The organism is Mesorhizobium sp. 131-2-1 (assembly GCF_016756535.1).
Lineage (GTDB): Bacteria > Pseudomonadota > Alphaproteobacteria > Rhizobiales > Rhizobiaceae > Mesorhizobium.
In genome coordinates, this window is record NZ_AP023247.1 from 4,019,870 (window position 1) to 4,036,430 (window position 16,561).

Sequence of the window (16,561 nt, forward strand, 5' to 3'; positions counted from 1 at the left end):
ACGTGCCCATGCGTACCCCCAGGTTGAGATGAATACGCCTTAAGGATTGAGGTATGGTTGACGCCACCGCGTCATTTGACGGCAATCGGCTGGCCGCGAGCGAGACATTGCCACGCACCATGCCGGTCGGTCAGGCCGGCCTTTCGGTGACCGTTGGCGACGGCGCGGCACTTGCAACTTATGCGGGATTCTGCGGCTCGGCGCTGTTTGCGCCTGCGCAAAGTGCTACGTGGGTAAGCAACTGGGCGCAGGCTGTTCACCCAGACATCGTCGTCGCGACACTCTGCGCCGAAGACGAGCCGGTGCTTGCGCTGGCCCTTGAAGTCATTCGTCGTGGACCATTCCGTGTCGCCCGCTTCATGGGTGGCCGCCACGCCAACGGCAATTTCGCCGCCACCGCCCCTGGCTGGCTGACAGGCGCCAACGCCGTCCGATCGCTGCTGACGGCCATCGCCAAGGGGCGGCCCGACATCGACCTCATATCGCTGGAGCGGCTGCTGCCCGACCTCGACGGCATCGCCAATCCGCTCGCCGCCTTGCCCAATTTCCCGAGCCCGAACCTGTCGCTCGCCGTCGATCTCGACGGCGGCTTCGACGCGCTGCTTGCACGCGCCAGCGGCAAGCGCAAACGCAAGAAGCACCGCTCGCAGACACGCAAATTCGAGGCGGTCGGCACCTTCCGCCGCATCGAGGCGCGCACGCGCGAGGAGGTGGACAGGCTGCTCGATGCCTTCCTCGACATGAAGGAGGTGCGCTTCCGCAAGATGGGCATCGCCAATGTGTTCGGCGAGCCGGAGATCCGCGCCTTCTTCCGCACCCTGTTCACCGAAGCGCTGGCGGAGGAAAAGCCGTCGTTCGTGCTGCATGGACTGGAAGTCGCCGGCAAGCTGCGCGCCATCACCGGATCGAGCCTCTCGGGCAAGCGCCTGATCTGTGAGTTCGGTGCGATCGCCGAGGACGATCTCGGCTTCACCAGTCCCGGCGATTTCCTGTTCTTCGACAACATCCAGGAAGCCTGCCAGGCCGGATTCGGCGTCTATGATTTCTCGGTCGGCGACGAACCCTACAAGCGGCTGTGGTGCGATATCGAGACCCAGCATTTCGAGGTGCTGGCGCCGCTGACGCTGAAGGGGCGTGCGCTGGCGCTGGCGCTCCGGCAGGGCGCGCGGACAAAGGCCTTCATCAAGAACAGTCCGCTGATCTGGAAGCTGACCAAGATGCTGCGCCGCAAGGCGGCCGGACAGCCGGCGCCTGCCGCCGAGGACGACAATTAATCACTTACCGCTGAGACCATTCGTACGATGCCCCGGCAAGCGGCCGGAGAATCGCTGTCTCACGCCGCCGTGCGGCGGCCTGGCACCGGCGTTCCCGGTGGCTCGTGGCCTAGCGGCGTCACTAGCGTGAGCTCGGGATAGCCGCTCTCGATCAACTTGACGGCCGCCTGCGTCACCTCGTCGTCGGCTTCCAGCATCGAGAGGAAGACCTCGGTGCCCTCGCCCACCAGCCGACCGATGCCCTGCGCGTCGGCCGGGCCGCATTCGACCACGACAAGATCGTAGGCGGTGGTCAGCGACTGCATGATGATCGGCAGTCGATCGGCGGCGCGCATGGCGCGGGCCGGATCGGCGGTGCCGACCGGGATGACGTGGCAATCCGAATAGAGGTCGGCATGGATGACGTCGCTGAACTGCGCCTCGGAGGCGAGCAGGTCGGTGATCCCCGGGAAAAGGCCGCTGTCCAGCATGGGCCGCGAGGCGGCACCCGAAGCGGTGAGGTCGAGCAGCAGCACGCGCAGGCCGGCGTCCGAGACCTCGCGCGCCACCAGCACGGCGGAAGCGGCTGCCTCATCGCCTTCCGGCGACACGAATATGGCGCGCGCCGAGCCCGAGGCGATCAGTTTCTCCGCCGCCTTCTCGATATCGACTTCGCCCAGCGTCGAAGGCTGCGGACCGGTGTCTCCAGCCGTCGCGCCTGCTCCGGCGACTGCTTCCGGCCCAGCCTCCGGCTCGGTCGAGCGATACCTGGTCAGCCCAGCATCGACAAGCGCGGGCTCGGCGCGGGCAACCGGCATCTCGACTTGCTCGATGCGTCCGAATCGCGCGCCTGCGGCCGGGCGCATGGCGCGACCCGAAAACAACTCCCGGAGCAGCGTCGCTACCGCCATCAGCAGCAGCGAGGCGACAAACGCAGCGCCGACTATCGGCACGATCTTCGGGAAATAGGGCTCCGACGGCACCACGGCGCGCGAGAAGATGCGCGCATCGACTGGCAGGTAGTTGCGATCGCTGCGCGAGGAGGCCTCGCGGTAGCGCGTCATATAGGATTCAAGCAGTTGGCGCTGGGCGTTGGCATCGCGCTGCAGCGCGTCGAGCTCGACCTGCTGCTCGCCGGCCCGGGCCGACGCGGCCTTCAACGTGTTGACGTCGGCCAGAAGCTGGTTCTCGCGCGCCTGCGCAGTCTGCGCCTGAGTCATCAGCCCTTTCATGATCTTTTCGGCTTCGTTGCGGATCTGGCCGTCGAGATCGGCAAGCTGCGACTTCAGCGCCCGGATGCGTGGATGGTTGCCGAGCAGGGTGGTGGAAAGGTCAGCGATGTTGGTCTTGAGCTCGACCTGGCGCTCGCGCAGGCGCTGGATCAGGTCGGACGACAGCACTTCCGGCACAGCGTCGAGCGAGCCGCCATTCTGCAGCGCCTTGCGCACGCTTTCGGCGGTCGCCTCGGCGGCGGCGCGATTGGCGCGCACCCGCGACAGTTCGGTGGACAGTTCGGAAAGCTGCTGGGTGGCCAGCACCGCATTGTTGCCGCCCATCAGGAGATCCGACTGGGCGCGGAAGTCGGCGACCTTGGCCTCGGCATCCTTCACCCGCTTCGACAGGTCCGCGATCTCGGGCGCCAGCCAGTCGGTGGCGGCGGCATTCGATTCGAGCTTGGCGTTGCCCTGGACGGAAATGTAGGTGTCGGCGATGGCGTTCGGGATATCGGCGGCGAGCCTGGGATCTTCCGAGGAGAATTCGATGACGATAACGCGAGATTTTTCAACGCTGTAGACGTTGAGCTTCTCACGCATCTTCTTCAGCACGCGCTCTTCCGGCGGGATTTCGTTGGGATCGCTTTTCAGCCCGACGATGACCAGCAGCCGGCTGAGTGCCGACATCTTGGCCGCCTCGTCGAATTCAGGCAGCTTCGACAGGTTGAGCTTGGCGGCCACCTGCTTGAGGATATCGGTCGAGGAGATGACCTCGACCTGGCTGGCGATCCCCTGCTCATCGAAAATCGGCTTCTCGCTATCGTTGCTGATGCCGTCAGGCCGGGTGAAGACCGATTCTCGGGTTTCGATCAGGAGTTTCGTCTCGGCCTTGTAGTGCGGCGTGGCAAGCCACGCGAACGCGAAAGCCAGGCCGGTGACGGCAAGCGCGACGACAAGCATGCGCAACCAGTTCCTCGCCAGGCTGGCGAAGAGTTGCCTGAGATCGACATCGACGTCTGCGGCCGCGGACTGAACGGACATGCATCCTGCTCCGAACTTGAGTCTAGGGCGGACCGTAAACAACTATGGTAACTCAGCCGTTAAGATCAGAACGGGCGCCTATTAGAGACGACTGAAGAACATTCAGCAAAGACAGTAGAATAGCTACGCTTTTTGGCGACTGCCGCCGCCCCGGACGACAAGCCTTTACCCGCCATTAACCCTAACAGGACGATAACGGATTCCGTTCCCTGGGGTTTGCCGCAACATCTGGCGGCCAGCGATGAAGGTTCGTGACCGGTCATGAAAAGCACTGCCTCCCTTTTTCGTGCTCTGCTTGCCGTATCGATGCTCGCCGGCTGCTCAAGTTATCGGCCGACGCCGGCGGCCTTCCACGAAGTGCTCGACCAACCTTATCGGCTGGGCGCCGGAGACCGCGTCCGCGTCACCGTCTTCGAGCAGGACGGCCTGACCAACACCTACAGCGTCGACCAGTCCGGCTATCTCTCCTTCCCGCTGGTCGGCTCCGTGCCGGCGCGTGGACACACCGCCCAGCAGCTGGAAAAGGAAATCGCCGACAAGTTGCGGCAAGGCTATCTGCGCGACCCCGATGTCTCGGTCGAGATCGACCGCTACCGGCCAATCTTCGTGATGGGCGAAGTGGGCGCAGCCGGCCAGTATTCCTATGTGCCGGGCCTCACCGTGCAAAAGGCTATCGCGATCGCCGGCGGCTTCTCGCCGCGCGCCAACCAGGAGAGCGTCGACATCACCCGCGACATCAACGGCAAGGTGATGACCGGGCGGGTGGTCACGTCCGACCCTCTCCTGCCTGGCGACACCGTCTACGTCCGCGAACGGCTGTTCTGAAAACCAACGTGGCGGCGAACCTGCGGATCGTCCATTGCTTTCGCTCACCCGTCGGCGGGATTTTCCGGCACGTGCGCGACCTGACCGAGGCGCAGCTTGCCGCCGGTCACTCGGTGGGCATCGTCTGCGATTCGACCACCGGCGGCGCATTCGAAGAGCATCTCTTCGAGGACATGAAGGACAGCCTGGCGCTCGGCATCCATCGCACGCCGATGCAGCGCCATGTCGGGCCGGGCGACCTCGCGTCGGCCTGGCGCACATACAAAATCATCAAGGAATTGCGGCCGGACGTGCTGCACGGGCACGGCGCCAAGGGTGGCGCCTATGCCCGTCTGTTCGGCTCACTGTTGCGGGTATCAAGGTCTCGCGTAGCCCGCCTTTATTCGCCGCATGGCGGCTCCCTCCATTATGACGAGACGACGGCCACCGGAAAGCTGTTCTTCGCGCTCGAGCGCTTCATGGCGCGCTTCACCGACTGCCTGCTGTTCGTCTCCGACTATGAGAGGCGCACCTGGCGCAGGAAGGTGGGCGAGCCACCTATCCCCAACATGCTGGTTTACAATGGTCTGCGCGCCGCCGAGTTCGACATGGTGCCGACCCTGCCCGATGCGGCGGACTTGCTCTACATCGGCATGATGCGCGACCTGAAGGGGCCGGACATCTTCATCGACGCGGTGGCGCTGGCCGGCAACAGGCTCGGGCGCCAGATTAGCGCGGTGATGGTCGGCGACGGCGACGACCTGCCGCGCTACCATGCGCAGGTGAAGCGGCTTGGGCTAGACGGCCACGTCCGCTTCCTGCCGCCGATGCCGGCCCGGGATGCCTTCGCGTTGGCGGAGCTGATCGTGGTGCCATCGCGCGCGGAGGCCATGCCCTATATCGTGCTGGAGACGCTGGCCGCCGGCAAGCCGATGATCGCCACCGCCGTTGGCGGCATTCCGGAGATATTCGGCGAAGCCTCCCCTGCCCTTATCCATCCCGATCCGAACCAGCTTGGCGACAAGGTGAGCGAAGCGCTGACCGACCCCAGCGCATACAGGAGCCTGATGCCCGGGACCGCCGACCTCAAGGCGCGCTTCGGCGTCGATGTGATGGCGGCGGAAATCGAGAAGGCCTATTTCGCGGCGCTGCGGCGGTAGCAATCGGTTGCAACCGCTCCAAAGCCAATAGTTGTCTCAAGGCTTTCTTAGCTCTCTTTTGCTACTCATCCGAGCGAAGCCCGCGGACAATCCAATGAACGAGATCGACCCCGCACGCCGCTTTTCAATAGATGCGGTACGCAAATTCGACGTTCCTGCCGAGAGCGAGGCGGCGAGCGGCCTGAACGATGTGGCGCGCCAGGTCGCCTCGCAGTACCGGCGCGATACGATGTCGCCGATCATGGTCAGCGGCGTGCTGCGCATGGTTGAATTCGCGCTGCTGTTCCTGTCGGGCCTCTGCCTCTATTTCTACTATGTCGGCTTCTTCAGCTACCTCGCCTGGCAATATCCGGTAACGATCGCCGCGGCCTCGTTCCTGGCCGTGGTGCTGCTCGACGTGAGCGATTCCTATCAGATCGCCGCCCTGATGCGGCCGATCGCCAGTTTCGGACGCGTGCTTCTGGTCTGGGCCGGCACCTTCGCCCTGATGGCGCTGACGGCCTTCGCCATGAAGATGTCGGAGGACTACTCACGCCTTCTGTTCGGCACCTGGTTCGTCCTCGGCTTCCTGCTCATCTTCGGGCTCAGGCTGGTGATGTCCAAGCTGATCCGACGCTGGGCCCGCGATGGGCGCATGGAGCGCCGCGCCGTCATCGTCGGCGGCGGCAAATCGGCGGAGATGCTGATCCGCTCGGTCGAGCGGCAGCCCTACAACGACATCCGCATCTGCGGCATCTTCGACGACCGCAACGACAAGCGCTCGCCGCCGATCGTCGCCGGCTATCCCAAGCTCGGCACGATTTCCGAGCTGATCGAGTTCGCCCGCATCGCGCGCATCGACATGCTGATCGTGTCGCTGCCGCTGACCGCCGAATCGCGCGTGCTGCAGCTTCTGAAGAAGTTGTGGGTGTTGCCGGTCGACATCCGGCTATCGGCGCACTCGAACGCGTTGCAGTTCCGCCCGCGCGCCTATTCCTACATCGGCTCGGTGCCGATGCTGGACATCTTCGACAAGCCCATCAACGACTGGGATTCAGTCGCCAAGCGCGCCTTCGATATCCTGTTTTCGATCATCGGCATCATCGTCTTCTCGCCGGTGATGCTGGTGACAGCCATCGCCATCAAGCTCGACAGCAAGGGTCCGGTGCTGTTCAAGCAGAAGCGGCACGGCTTCAACAACGAAATCATCGAGGTCTACAAGTTCCGCTCGATGTACACCGATCGCTCGGACCCGACCGCCAAGCAGACGGTGACCAAGAACGATCCGCGCGTCACCCGCGTCGGCCGCTTCATCCGCAAGACCTCGATCGACGAACTGCCGCAGTTCTTCAACTCGCTGTTCGGCTCGCTGTCGCTGGTCGGACCGCGCCCGCATGCGATCGCCGCCCAGTCGCACAACCTTCTCTACAATGAAGTGGTCGACGGCTATTTCGCCCGCCACAAGGTCAAGCCGGGCGTAACCGGCTGGGCGCAGATCAATGGCTGGCGCGGCGAGCTGGACACCAATGAAAAGATCCGCATGCGCACCGAATACGATCTCTACTACATCGAGAACTGGTCGCTGTTGTTCGATCTCAGGATCCTGTTCCTGACCCCGGCGCGGCTGCTCAACACGGAAAACGCCTATTGAGCGCGGTTGCCCATGAGCTGCTGCCGGCCGCGGTCAACCAGTGGCCGCCTCAGGTGGTCAACAAGTTGCCGCCCCAGGCGGTCAACCAGTTGCCGCCTCAGGCGGTCAACGCCAAGCTGATCGCACTGATTGCATCCGGCGCGGTGTTTTTCGGCCTGCTGCTTTCGGGCTTCGTCATCGACGAGCCGGCGCCCTATGACCTCTACATGGTCGGGCTCATCGCCGTGTGGGGGCTTTTCGGCCTGCGCATCTCGCGCGCGGTGGTCCCGCTGCTGGTGCTGCTGATAACGATGAACATCGGCGGCATGATCTCGATGACGCAGATGGCGAATCTCGCCAACACGCCGCTCTACCTTTCCGTGTCGATGTTCCTCGCCTTCACCGCGATCTTCTTTGCCGCGGTCACGTCGGTGCAGCCTGGCCTCTACCGGCTGATCTTCATCGCCTATGTGGTGTCGGCGGTGCTGACCGCACTGCTCGGCATTGCCGGCTATTTCCACGCCTTCCCGGGAGCGGAGCTGTTCACCAAGTACGACCGGGCCGCTGGCGCCTTCCAGGACCCTAACGTGTTCGGGCCGTTCCTGGTGCTGCCCGGCATCTATCTGCTCTATCTGCTACTGACCGGCTCGATCGCACGCATGCCGCTCCTGGCGGCGCCGCTGCTGATCATCACCGCCGGTATCTTCTTTTCCTTCTCGCGTGGCGCCTGGGGCATGTTTGCCGTTTCGGCGGTCCTGCTCACCGGATGCCTGTTCCTGCAGAGCAACAGCGGCAAGTTCCGGCTGCGTGTCGTCATCATGACCATCGCCGCCATCGCGCTGCTGGTCATCGCCATGATCGTCATCCTGCAACTGCCCGGCGTGGCCGAGATGTTCTCCAGCCGCGCCCATCTCGAGCAGAGTTACGACACCGCCCGCCTTGGCCGATTCGCCCGCTACACGATCGGCTTCCAGATGGCGTTGGAGCATCCGTTCGGCATCGGCCCGCTGGTGTTCGGCACCATCTTTGGCGAGGACACCCACGACATCTGGCTGAAGATGCTGATGGACTATGGCTGGCTTGGCTTCGTCTCGTTCCTGGCGCTGACGCTGTGGACGATCGTGGCCGGCTTCCGCATCCTTCTGCGCGACCGGCCCTGGCAGCCCTATCTGCTCTGCGCCTATGTCGCCTTCATCGGCAATATCGGACTCGGAACCTTCATCGACATCGACCACTGGCGCCATGTCTACCTGCTGCTCGGCCTGATCTGGGGCGCGATCGCGCTCGAATACCGGCATCAGAAGGAATTGCGGCTGGCGCCCGCGTGACAATTCGCTTGCTGCCCAACCGAGGCGGACTACAGAATCGCTGCTTTCAGGAGAAGAGACTTTTGGGGGCAAGTCTCTGGTTTGAAATGGTCGGAGTGGCCGGATTCGAACCGACGACCCCTTGACCCCCAGTCAAGTGCGCTACCGGGCTGCGCTACACTCCGGACCGGCCGCGATCTATCGTGATAACCCCGTGCGGGTCAACCGAATTCCGCCACAGGACCCCAATCCTGAAAGCGGAATCCGGTTTTCCGGAAACATTGCCGCGGCCGGCGCATCGAACGGCTCTGGCCGTCAGGCGATCCGGCTTTCCGGTGGCGCCATCGCAGCCGCGCCAATGACGGCATCTTCGGGGAGTTGGAGCGCCACAGCGATTCGTCGCAGCTTCGAGGAATCGGTATCCCTGCCGCTCTCGATATCGGCGATCTCTTGAATGGACAGGCCGCATGTCAGTGACAGCTCTTCGAGGCTGTATCCCCTGGTTTCGCGGGCGGCTTTGAGGGCGCTATGGCCAGGCGTTGCAATCAAATCAGTCAGAACTTCTCGTCTTGCAGTGGCAGGCATTGGCAACTCCTTGGGTTTGAAACACGCTGATCAAATCATGGGTTGCCTGAGACGAGCGAGACAATGACCGCTCGGCGGCGATTTGCCAAGCGTCAAAGCGGGCGTCACACCATCGTGAAGCGACGCCGGAACGCCTTCACGAAGCGTAAGCCGGCCAAAAGCGCGGTCCCGTCTTTCGCAAGCTGGAATCAAGTTCTTTTGAAGAACCGAACGCCGATTTGATCGACGTTTTTCGAGCCTCCGTTCGTTACCCGGATGTCGCTGGCAAGCCTGGATGCGGGCCAGCCATTTCAGGAAGGATCGGATCCCATGAATTTGAAGACATTCGCGATCGCGCTCGGCGCGATTTCTGGCCTCGTCGGCGACGCGCAGGCTCAGGCGGCGGACACGATGCGCGTGCGCGGCACCGTCGTCGGCCTCGCCGGATCGACGCTGACGGTGAAGGACCGCGAGGGCAGGACCGACGCGATCATGCTGACGCAAGGATGGAAAATCTCAGGCGTCGCCAGGGCATCGGCCACCGACATCAAGCAGGGCGATTTCCTCGGCATCGCATCGGTTTCCAAGGCGGATGGCGGCAGCGGCGCGCTGGAAGTCGTGATCTTTCCCGCCGCGCTGAAAGGCACCGGAGAAGGCGACCGCCCATGGGACCTGCAACCCAACAGCCGGATGACGAACGGCACCGTCGCGGACGTCACCGAGATCGACGGCCGCACCGTCACGCTCACCTATGACAACGGTCAGAAAAAGCAGATCTCGATCCCGCAGGCCACGCCTGTCGTGACATTCGCGCCGGCCACGCCGGCCGACCTCAAGCCGGGCGCGGTCGTCTTCGTCAACGCGCGGCACGGCGGTAACGGCATGCTGACATCCGGCCGCGTCGTGGTCGGCACCAACGGCGTCGTTCCGCCGATGTAGGCGAGCGATCAAGCCCGCCAGACGAGGCGACGGCTCAATCGAAGCCGGCGCGGCCGCTCAGACACAATCCAGAAACAAAATTCTACAGTCGGGAAAAATTGCCGAAAGAATCCAGGAGGATAGTCCCCGATCGCGGCGCTCGAGCCACCGATATGGTCCGGTGTCCTCGGAATGCGGCCCGCGCAAAAGGAAACGATATCATGAAGAAGTCCCTCCTCTCCGCTCTCGGGCTGGCGGTGGCCCTCGCTGTCTCCATGCCGATCCTCGGCGCGACCAGCGCCGATGCTGCTCCGATGCATCACAAGCATCACCGTCATCATCATCACCGCAAGCACCACCACCACCACCATCATCACCACCACCACCACAAGAAGGTCATGGCGAAGAAGGCCTGAGCAAACCGGCTTATCCGACAGGAAGGCCGGTTCTTGGTTTTTGCCACAGCCGACCTTCCTGCCGTGACCTGTCGCACCGCATCACATGGGTTCGGCGAGACATCGCCTTGTCCTGGCCGCAGCCCGGCTGCTGCTTACGCTTCGTCACCCGGCTCTTGTCGCCCGCTTCGTCAAGAAGCTCGGCTACCTGCCCAATCCGGCCGCGCCGCGCAGCTATCACGAGCTGATGCTCTGGCGAAAAATCATCGACCGCAATCCGCTGTTCGTGACGCTGACCGACAAGCTTGCGGCCAAGGACCATATCCGCCGCGTCTGTCCTGAACTGCCCCGGGCCACCATGCTCTGGTCCGGTCGCAACCCCGCCGACATCCCGCCGGAGCTGCTTGCCGGGAATGTCGTGGTCAAGGCCAACCATGGCTGCGCGATGAACATCTTCGTTTCCGACGGCCGGCCGGATCGCACCGCCATCCTCGCCATTCCCGGCCTCTATGCCAACGCGCTCATCGCCCGGTGCCTCGCCAACACGCATGATCGGCCGGCCGGCGCTCGTCGGGCCTGAAAAGCCGGTCCGATACCGGCTCCACAGAAAACCAAACGGACGCGTGAACCTTTCCTCTCAGGGGCGCACCAAGCCTGCATGGACGCCCAAGAAGGCGCTCCCCAACCCAGAAGGACGCCGTACGGCGATCCTCGATCAAAGAGAAGGAAATGCTCAAATGACCAACTTCGCCAACTTCAAGCGCATCTCGCTCGCCGCGGCCATCGCCGCCTCGGCCTTCGGTTCAGTTTCCGTTCCGAGCTCGGCCTTCGCCGGCACGCACCCCACCGGTGACGGCGGCGCGGTCTGTAAGGGTTCTGGCTCCTGTCTGGTGCTGCAGCTCGACTGCAAGGGCACCTATACCGACGCCACCGACAAGAACGGCACCGTCTACGGCAAGTGCAGCCAGGTCATGAAGATCGACCCGAAGACCCGGCTCAAGCTCGCGAACTGATCGCCTGCCATCAAGGAAAATGGCGGCCGTCCGCGCGATGGCCGCCATTTTCCTTTTGCCAAAAGCCAACCCAGGCGCTGTTCGCAGGCCGGCTGAGTGTCAACGCGCCCTTAGCGCACCTGGTCGAGCAGACGCTTGCACTCCAGCAGGTCGAACAGCGCCTCCTGCAGCAAGGCGCGGTTGTCGCGCGACAGTTTCGAGGAGTCCGGCTGCACCGGGCCCTCGTCGTCGCTCTTGCCGAGACCGAAAAAGCGGCGGCTGGGTTTCACCCTGGGCTGGCCGACCAGCATCTCGTCGTCGGCGCCGCGTGGCTGGGCCGCCGGCGTCAGCGGCACCTGATCGGCCTGCCGGCGCTGCGCGATCGCCTCGACGGCCGCCATATCGCCATTGCCGATGGCGACCAGGAAATGGTTGCCATTCTCGCGCAACAGCTTCTGCACGCCCTTGATGGTGTAGCCCTGGTCGTAGAGCATGTGGCGGATGCCCTTGATCAGCTCGACATCCTGCGGCCGGTAGTAGCGGCGGCCGCCGCCACGCTTCATCGGCTTGATCTGGTTGAAACGCGTTTCCCAGAAGCGCAGCACGTGCTGCGGCAGATCGAGATCCTCCGCGACCTCGCTGATGGTGCGGAAAGCATCGGGGCTCTTGTCCATGGGCGAATCCTCCGCTGGACGGCGATCGGACCGATTGGTCCCGAATCGGGCCTTATTTCAGCGGTTTATGAAACAATATTCAAGCCCGGCGTCAAAGCGCGCGGGCATTATCAACCGGGCATTTGCGGCGGCTACTTGCCGCCCTTGGCCTTGCTGTTCTGGTGCGAGCGCAGGATGCGGCTCTTCAACACATTCGACGACTTGAAGGTCATCACCCGGCGCGGCAGGATCGGCACTTCCTCGCCGGTCTTGGGATTGCGGCCGATGCGCTCGTTCTTGGAGCGGACATGGAAGGTTGCGAAGGACGACAGCTTGACGGTCTCGCCGCGCACGATGGCCTCGCAAATCTCGTCCAGCACCGCTTCGACGAGCTCGGCCGATTCAGTTCTCGACAAGCCAACCTTGCGGTAAACGGCTTCGGCAAGGTCGGCGCGCGTAAGTGTCTTTCCCCCCATGCGACCGTCCCATCAGCTCAAAAACATAAATCGGTACAAGCAACGGCAGAGCCTAAGTAATTGATCCGTCAAGGTCAAGGACCGAACCCTTCAGTTCGGCACTTACCAGCGGACCAAAACCGCGCCCCAGGTGAAGCCTCCGCCCATCGCCTCGAGCAGCACCAGATCGCCCTTCTTGATACGGCCATCGGCGACCGCCACCGAGAGCGCCAGCGGCACGGAAGCCGCCGACGTGTTACCGTGCAAATCGACCGTGACCACCACTTTTTGCTCGGCAATCCCGAGCTTCTTGGCGGAAGCGTCAATAATCCGTTTATTGGCCTGATGCGGCACGAACCAATCGAGGTCCTCGGCAGTGATGCCGGCCTGCGAGAACGTCGCCTCGATGACGTCGGTGATCATGCCGACAGCATGCTTGAACACTTCGCGGCCTTCCATCCTGAGATGGCCGACGGTTCCGGTGGTCGAGGGTCCGCCGTCGACGAACAGCTTGTCCTTGTGGACGCCGTCAGAGCGCAGGCTCGCCGCCAGCACGCCACGGTCGGCGATGCCGCCGGTCCCCTCGCCGCCTTCCAGCACCAGGGCGCCAGCGCCGTCGCCGAACAGGACGCAGGTCGAGCGGTCGCTCCAGTCGAGGATGCGCGAGAAGGTTTCCGAGCCGATCACCAGCACGCGCCTGGCCAGCCCGCCGCGAATGTAGAGATCGGCCGTCGCCACCGCATAGACGAAGCCCGAGCACACCGCCTGCATGTCGAAGGCAAAGCCGTGATGCATGCCGAGCCGGTTCTGGATCTCGACGGCGGTCGCTGGAAAAGTGTTGTTGGGCGTCGAGGTCGCCAGCACGATCAGGTCGATGTCGGCGGGCGTCAGGCCGGCGCTGTCAAGCGCCGCGCGCGCCGCCGCCTCGCCCAACGAGGCCGTCGTCTCGTCGTCGGCCGCGACATGGCGCTGGCGGATGCCGGTGCGCTGGACGATCCACTCGTCGGAGGTCTCGACCATGCCTTCGAAATCGGCATTCTTCATGATGCGGCGGGGCAGCGCCGCGCCCGAGCCGCGCACGACTGATCTGATCAAAGCTCTTTCCTATTCCTTTGCGTCGACAACGACGTCCGATTTCCTGTTTGCCTGGGCATGCGGATTGCGCGCATGGAACAGATCGAGATCGGCCTCGATGCGGTCAAGCAGATTGTTGCGCACCATGTCGTAGCCGAGCTCGATCGCGGCAGCGAAGCCGTCCGAATCGGCGCTGCCATGGCTTTTGACGACGATGCCGTTGAGGCCGAGGAAGACACCGCCATTGGAGCGCCCGACATCCATCTTTTCGCGCAGCCGGTCAAAGGCCCCCTTGGCGAAGACATAGCCGATCTTGGCCATCAGCGTGCGGCTCATGGCGGCGCGCAGATAGCCGCCGATCTGTCTTGCGGTGCCTTCGGCGGTCTTGAGCGCGATGTTGCCGGCAAAGCCCTCGGTGACGACGACGTCGACCGTGCCCTTGCCGATATCGTCGCCCTCGACGAAGCCGCGATAGTTCATCGAGGCCATATTAGCCTCGCGCAGCATGCGCCCGGCCTCCTTGACCTCTTCCTGGCCCTTGATCTCCTCGACGCCGACATTGAGCAACCCGACGCTCGGGCGCTCGATGCCGAACACCGAGCGCGCCATGCCGATGCCCAGGATGGCGAAATCGATGAGCTGGTGCGCATCCGCGCCGATGGTGGCGCCGACATCCAGCACCACGCTTTCGCCGCGCGTCGTCGGCCAGATCGCCGCGATCGCCGGCCGGTCGATGGTGGCCATGGTGCGCAGGCAGAATTTCGACATCGCCATCAGCGCGCCGGTGTTGCCGGCGGAGATACAGGCCTGCGCGGTGCCGGACTTCACCGCTTCGACTGCCTTCCACATCGACGACTTCCAGCGGCCATGACGCAGCGCCTGGCTCGGCTTGTCGTCCATGCGGACAGCGATCTCGCAATGCACGAACTCGCTCACCTCGGCGAGCCTGGGGAACTTGGCGAGTTCGGGGCGCACAGCCTCCTCGCGGCCGTAGATGACGAAGCGGATATCGGGGCGGCGGATGGCGACCGTCATGAGCGCCGGGATGACCACGCCTGGCCCGTGATCGCCGCCCATGGCATCGATGGAAATCCTGATCACGCGGTATTCATCTCACGGTTTGCCTGGCCGGCGGAGCTGGTCAGGTTCGGGGGCTCGCCAAGGTTCGGCGAAAATAACGGTTTTGGGCTGCCGCACAACCGGCTTTTCTAATATCGGGTCCGGTTTCAGGATTTTCCAAGCAGCGAACGGAGCTTTTGCTGGAATTCGCTTTCCTCGACCTCGCCGTCGCCCGAGACTTCGAGCGACGCGCCGGCCTTGCGCGGATAAGGGTCGATCGCCAGGCCGAAAAATTGCTCGGCAAGCGCGCCGACATCGATGGTGTCGCCGGAAAACGTCTCCGGACTGTCCGGTCCGTCGGCATCCAGCACGATCTCGCCGCCGCCTTCGAAACCCTGCCGCCCGAGTTTGGACTGTTCCGGCAGGAACAGTGCCTCGACCGGCTCGTCAATGTGCGCCGCGACCGGGTCCAGGGTGACGATGCAGGCCTGCGTAATGTCGGCCTCGACGCGGCCGCTGACCTTGACGCCGTTGCGCTTCCACTGCGTCACCAGAAGCTCGGCGCGATAGCGCTCGACGGAAACCAGTTCGTGCTCGGTGGCGAGCGCCGCGCGCTGCCGTTCGTCGGCCTCGATCATCACCGGCAGCCCCTTTTGCGGCAGGCGGGCGACATTGGCGACGAAGGATACCGGGCTTTGCGGGTCGAGATGCTTCATCTTCGCCTCCTCAGCCTGCCGCAGGAAACGTCACGGTGCCGGATGCGATCGATTCGGCCGGCTGTGCCGCAAGATGGCGGGCGGCATCCGCTACATAGGCAGCCAGCAGCAGCGCCTGCGGCCAGACGGCTGCCTCGGGCAGGATATTGCGGGCAAGGGCGGCGGCGAGCGCGTCGCGATCGTCGCGCTCCACCGCGTCGTCATAGGCCGCCATGCGGCCATAGAACATCTTGGCCAGCTTCTTCATGCGCTTCGGCACGCCAACGTCGCTGATGCCCAGTTCCCGCAACGAATGTTCGACATCCAGGAAGAACTCGTCGATCAGCACCTGGGCGACCTCCGTCGCGGCACCGTTTTCGCCGCGCAGCCGGTGCTGGAACAGGAACATATGCAGCGACAGCATCTCGAAACGACCGAGCGGCGTATCCGGTACATTCCAGTCGGAATAAATCACGGTTTGCCGCGCCGCCGCCACGATTTGTGCGTAAAGCGCCTCGGTGATAGCGCGGTTGGCTTGGCGTTCGCGGCCAAAAAGGCGTTGGAACATTGAGGGTGGTCTCCCGGGGACCTTTTGTTGAATTGGCCTTGTTGCATCGGCAGGCAAGCTGGTTTACCGGTTTTGCCGCCCAGCGCAAGTTGCGGGGATGTGATGGAGAATTGTTGTTGGGTGCGCTGAAATTCAAGTCGCTTTTTACGCCTGTTTCGGCGGGCGTGGCCTCTCTGCTGGTGGCGGTATCCGCGCTTTCGGCCTGCAATTCGTCCAAGATGATGGGTGATCTCAACCCCAGCGAGACCCTGACGCAGGGTTACGTCATCGACCAGCAGGCCATCGACTCGGTGCCGGTGGGGTCGAGCCGCGAGCAGGTGCTGCTGGCGCTTGGCACTCCGTCGACGACGGCGACCTTCGACAACGAGGCCTTCTACTACATCTCGCAGACGCGCAAGCGCTATGTCGCCTTCGACAAGCCGCATCTGGTCGACCAGAAAGTGCTGGCGGTCTATTTCGGCGCCGATGGTCGCGTCACCCAGATCGCCAATTACGGCCTGAAGGACGGCAAGATCTTCGACTTCATCTCGCGCACCACGCCGACCGGCGGCAAGGATCAGAACTTCCTCAGCCAGATCATCAACGGCGCCAGCAAGCTGGCGCCGGGCCTGCCCGGCGGCAGCAACGGCATGTGATCGACAGCGGCCCGCTATCAGGCGGGCAAACACAGAATCAGGCAGCCAGGGACCCGCCGGAGCGATCCGGCGGGTCTTTGCTTTGGTATGGCCAGCCATCCTGCGCACGAAGGCTGAGCCCGCTCGACGAGCAAATCGAAAGTCGCCTATGCCCCGGCGAAAAGA

Annotated in this window: 18 protein-coding genes and 1 tRNA gene; 10 read left to right on the forward strand and 9 right to left on the reverse strand. The window is 63.7% G+C overall.

Features of this window, described 5'->3' with window-relative positions; all coding sequences use genetic code 11:
* Positions 1–53: 53 nt before the first annotated feature.
* Entirely contained in the window at positions 54–1,274 is a 1,221-nt protein-coding gene (locus JG743_RS19515; protein WP_202292408.1) for a GNAT family N-acetyltransferase, read from the forward strand.
* Positions 1,275–1,333: 59 nt separating this feature from the next.
* On the opposite strand, the gene JG743_RS19520 is transcribed toward JG743_RS19515, so the two are convergent.
* Positions 1,334–3,508: a GumC family protein gene (locus JG743_RS19520; protein WP_202292409.1), complete on the reverse strand. Its 2,175-nt coding sequence runs from the start codon at positions 3,506–3,508 to the stop codon at positions 1,334–1,336.
* 261 nt (positions 3,509–3,769) lie between these two features.
* Here JG743_RS19520 and JG743_RS19525 point away from each other — a divergent pair, with 261 nt between their 5' ends.
* The 4 genes from JG743_RS19525 (at position 3,770) to JG743_RS19540 (ending at position 8,409) form a co-directional block, all read left to right on the forward strand.
* On the forward strand, positions 3,770–4,333 hold the full coding sequence (locus tag JG743_RS19525) for a polysaccharide biosynthesis/export family protein (RefSeq protein ID WP_126054925.1): 564 nt from the start codon (positions 3,770–3,772) through the stop codon (positions 4,331–4,333).
* Between the two features lie 8 nt (positions 4,334–4,341).
* Complete coding sequence (locus JG743_RS19530; RefSeq protein ID WP_202292410.1) at positions 4,342–5,472, forward strand: glycosyltransferase family 4 protein; 1,131 nt, start codon at positions 4,342–4,344, stop codon at positions 5,470–5,472.
* 94 nt (positions 5,473–5,566) lie between these two features.
* Positions 5,567–7,102: an undecaprenyl-phosphate glucose phosphotransferase gene (locus tag JG743_RS19535; RefSeq protein ID WP_202292411.1), complete on the forward strand. Its 1,536-nt coding sequence runs from the start codon at positions 5,567–5,569 to the stop codon at positions 7,100–7,102.
* 143 nt (positions 7,103–7,245) lie between these two features.
* Positions 7,246–8,409: an O-antigen ligase family protein gene (locus JG743_RS19540; RefSeq protein ID WP_446720913.1), complete on the forward strand. Its 1,164-nt coding sequence runs from the start codon at positions 7,246–7,248 to the stop codon at positions 8,407–8,409.
* Positions 8,410–8,496: 87 nt separating this feature from the next.
* Here the strand turns inward: JG743_RS19540 and JG743_RS19545 are convergent.
* Together JG743_RS19545 and JG743_RS19550 are read right to left on the reverse strand one after the other, a co-directional pair.
* A tRNA-Pro gene (locus JG743_RS19545) sits at positions 8,497–8,573 on the reverse strand.
* A gap of 130 nt (positions 8,574–8,703) precedes the next feature.
* Complete coding sequence (locus tag JG743_RS19550; protein ID WP_202292412.1) at positions 8,704–8,973, reverse strand: helix-turn-helix domain-containing protein; 270 nt, start codon at positions 8,971–8,973, stop codon at positions 8,704–8,706.
* Positions 8,974–9,282: 309 nt separating this feature from the next.
* Between JG743_RS19550 and JG743_RS19555 the strand changes: the two genes are divergently transcribed.
* The 4 genes from JG743_RS19555 (at position 9,283) to JG743_RS19570 (ending at position 11,278) form a co-directional block, all read left to right on the forward strand.
* The gene (locus JG743_RS19555; RefSeq protein ID WP_202292413.1) at positions 9,283–9,891 is read left to right on the forward strand and encodes a hypothetical protein; all 609 of its coding nucleotides are present in this window, start codon (positions 9,283–9,285) and stop codon (positions 9,889–9,891) included.
* Between the two features lie 200 nt (positions 9,892–10,091).
* Positions 10,092–10,286 (forward strand): hypothetical protein, encoded by a 195-nt coding sequence (locus JG743_RS19560; RefSeq protein ID WP_202303160.1) that lies wholly within the window; start codon positions 10,092–10,094, stop codon positions 10,284–10,286.
* Between the two features lie 85 nt (positions 10,287–10,371).
* The gene (locus JG743_RS19565) at positions 10,372–10,845 is read left to right on the forward strand and encodes a hypothetical protein (RefSeq protein WP_202292414.1); all 474 of its coding nucleotides are present in this window, start codon (positions 10,372–10,374) and stop codon (positions 10,843–10,845) included.
* Between the two features lie 157 nt (positions 10,846–11,002).
* Positions 11,003–11,278 carry a hypothetical protein gene (locus JG743_RS19570; protein ID WP_202292415.1) on the forward strand — a complete coding sequence of 92 codons (276 nt, stop codon included), beginning with the start codon at positions 11,003–11,005 and terminating at the stop codon, positions 11,276–11,278.
* Positions 11,279–11,388: 110 nt separating this feature from the next.
* Here the strand turns inward: JG743_RS19570 and JG743_RS19575 are convergent, their stop codons facing one another.
* The 6 genes from JG743_RS19575 to JG743_RS19600 all read right to left on the reverse strand — a co-directional run bounded on the left by JG743_RS19575 (position 11,389) and on the right by JG743_RS19600 (position 15,761).
* Complete coding sequence (locus JG743_RS19575; RefSeq protein WP_127311114.1) at positions 11,389–11,931, reverse strand: MerR family transcriptional regulator; 543 nt, start codon at positions 11,929–11,931, stop codon at positions 11,389–11,391.
* A gap of 131 nt (positions 11,932–12,062) precedes the next feature.
* Positions 12,063–12,386 (reverse strand): integration host factor subunit alpha, encoded by a 324-nt coding sequence (locus JG743_RS19580; protein WP_006201891.1) that lies wholly within the window; start codon positions 12,384–12,386, stop codon positions 12,063–12,065.
* A gap of 102 nt (positions 12,387–12,488) precedes the next feature.
* The gene (locus JG743_RS19585) at positions 12,489–13,460 is read right to left on the reverse strand and encodes a beta-ketoacyl-ACP synthase III (protein ID WP_202292416.1); all 972 of its coding nucleotides are present in this window, start codon (positions 13,458–13,460) and stop codon (positions 12,489–12,491) included.
* 9 nt (positions 13,461–13,469) lie between these two features.
* Entirely contained in the window at positions 13,470–14,540 is a 1,071-nt protein-coding gene (gene plsX, locus JG743_RS19590; protein ID WP_202292417.1) for a phosphate acyltransferase PlsX, read from the reverse strand.
* A gap of 125 nt (positions 14,541–14,665) precedes the next feature.
* On the reverse strand, positions 14,666–15,214 hold the full coding sequence (locus JG743_RS19595) for a YceD family protein (protein WP_202292418.1): 549 nt from the start codon (positions 15,212–15,214) through the stop codon (positions 14,666–14,668).
* A gap of 10 nt (positions 15,215–15,224) precedes the next feature.
* Complete coding sequence (locus JG743_RS19600; RefSeq protein WP_202302745.1) at positions 15,225–15,761, reverse strand: ubiquinol-cytochrome C chaperone family protein; 537 nt, start codon at positions 15,759–15,761, stop codon at positions 15,225–15,227.
* A 116-nt stretch (positions 15,762–15,877) separates the two neighbouring features.
* On the opposite strand from JG743_RS19600, the gene JG743_RS19605 reads away from it, so the two are divergent.
* Positions 15,878–16,396: an outer membrane protein assembly factor BamE gene (locus JG743_RS19605; RefSeq protein WP_202292419.1), complete on the forward strand. Its 519-nt coding sequence runs from the start codon at positions 15,878–15,880 to the stop codon at positions 16,394–16,396.
* The last annotated feature ends 165 nt before the right edge of the window (positions 16,397–16,561 follow it).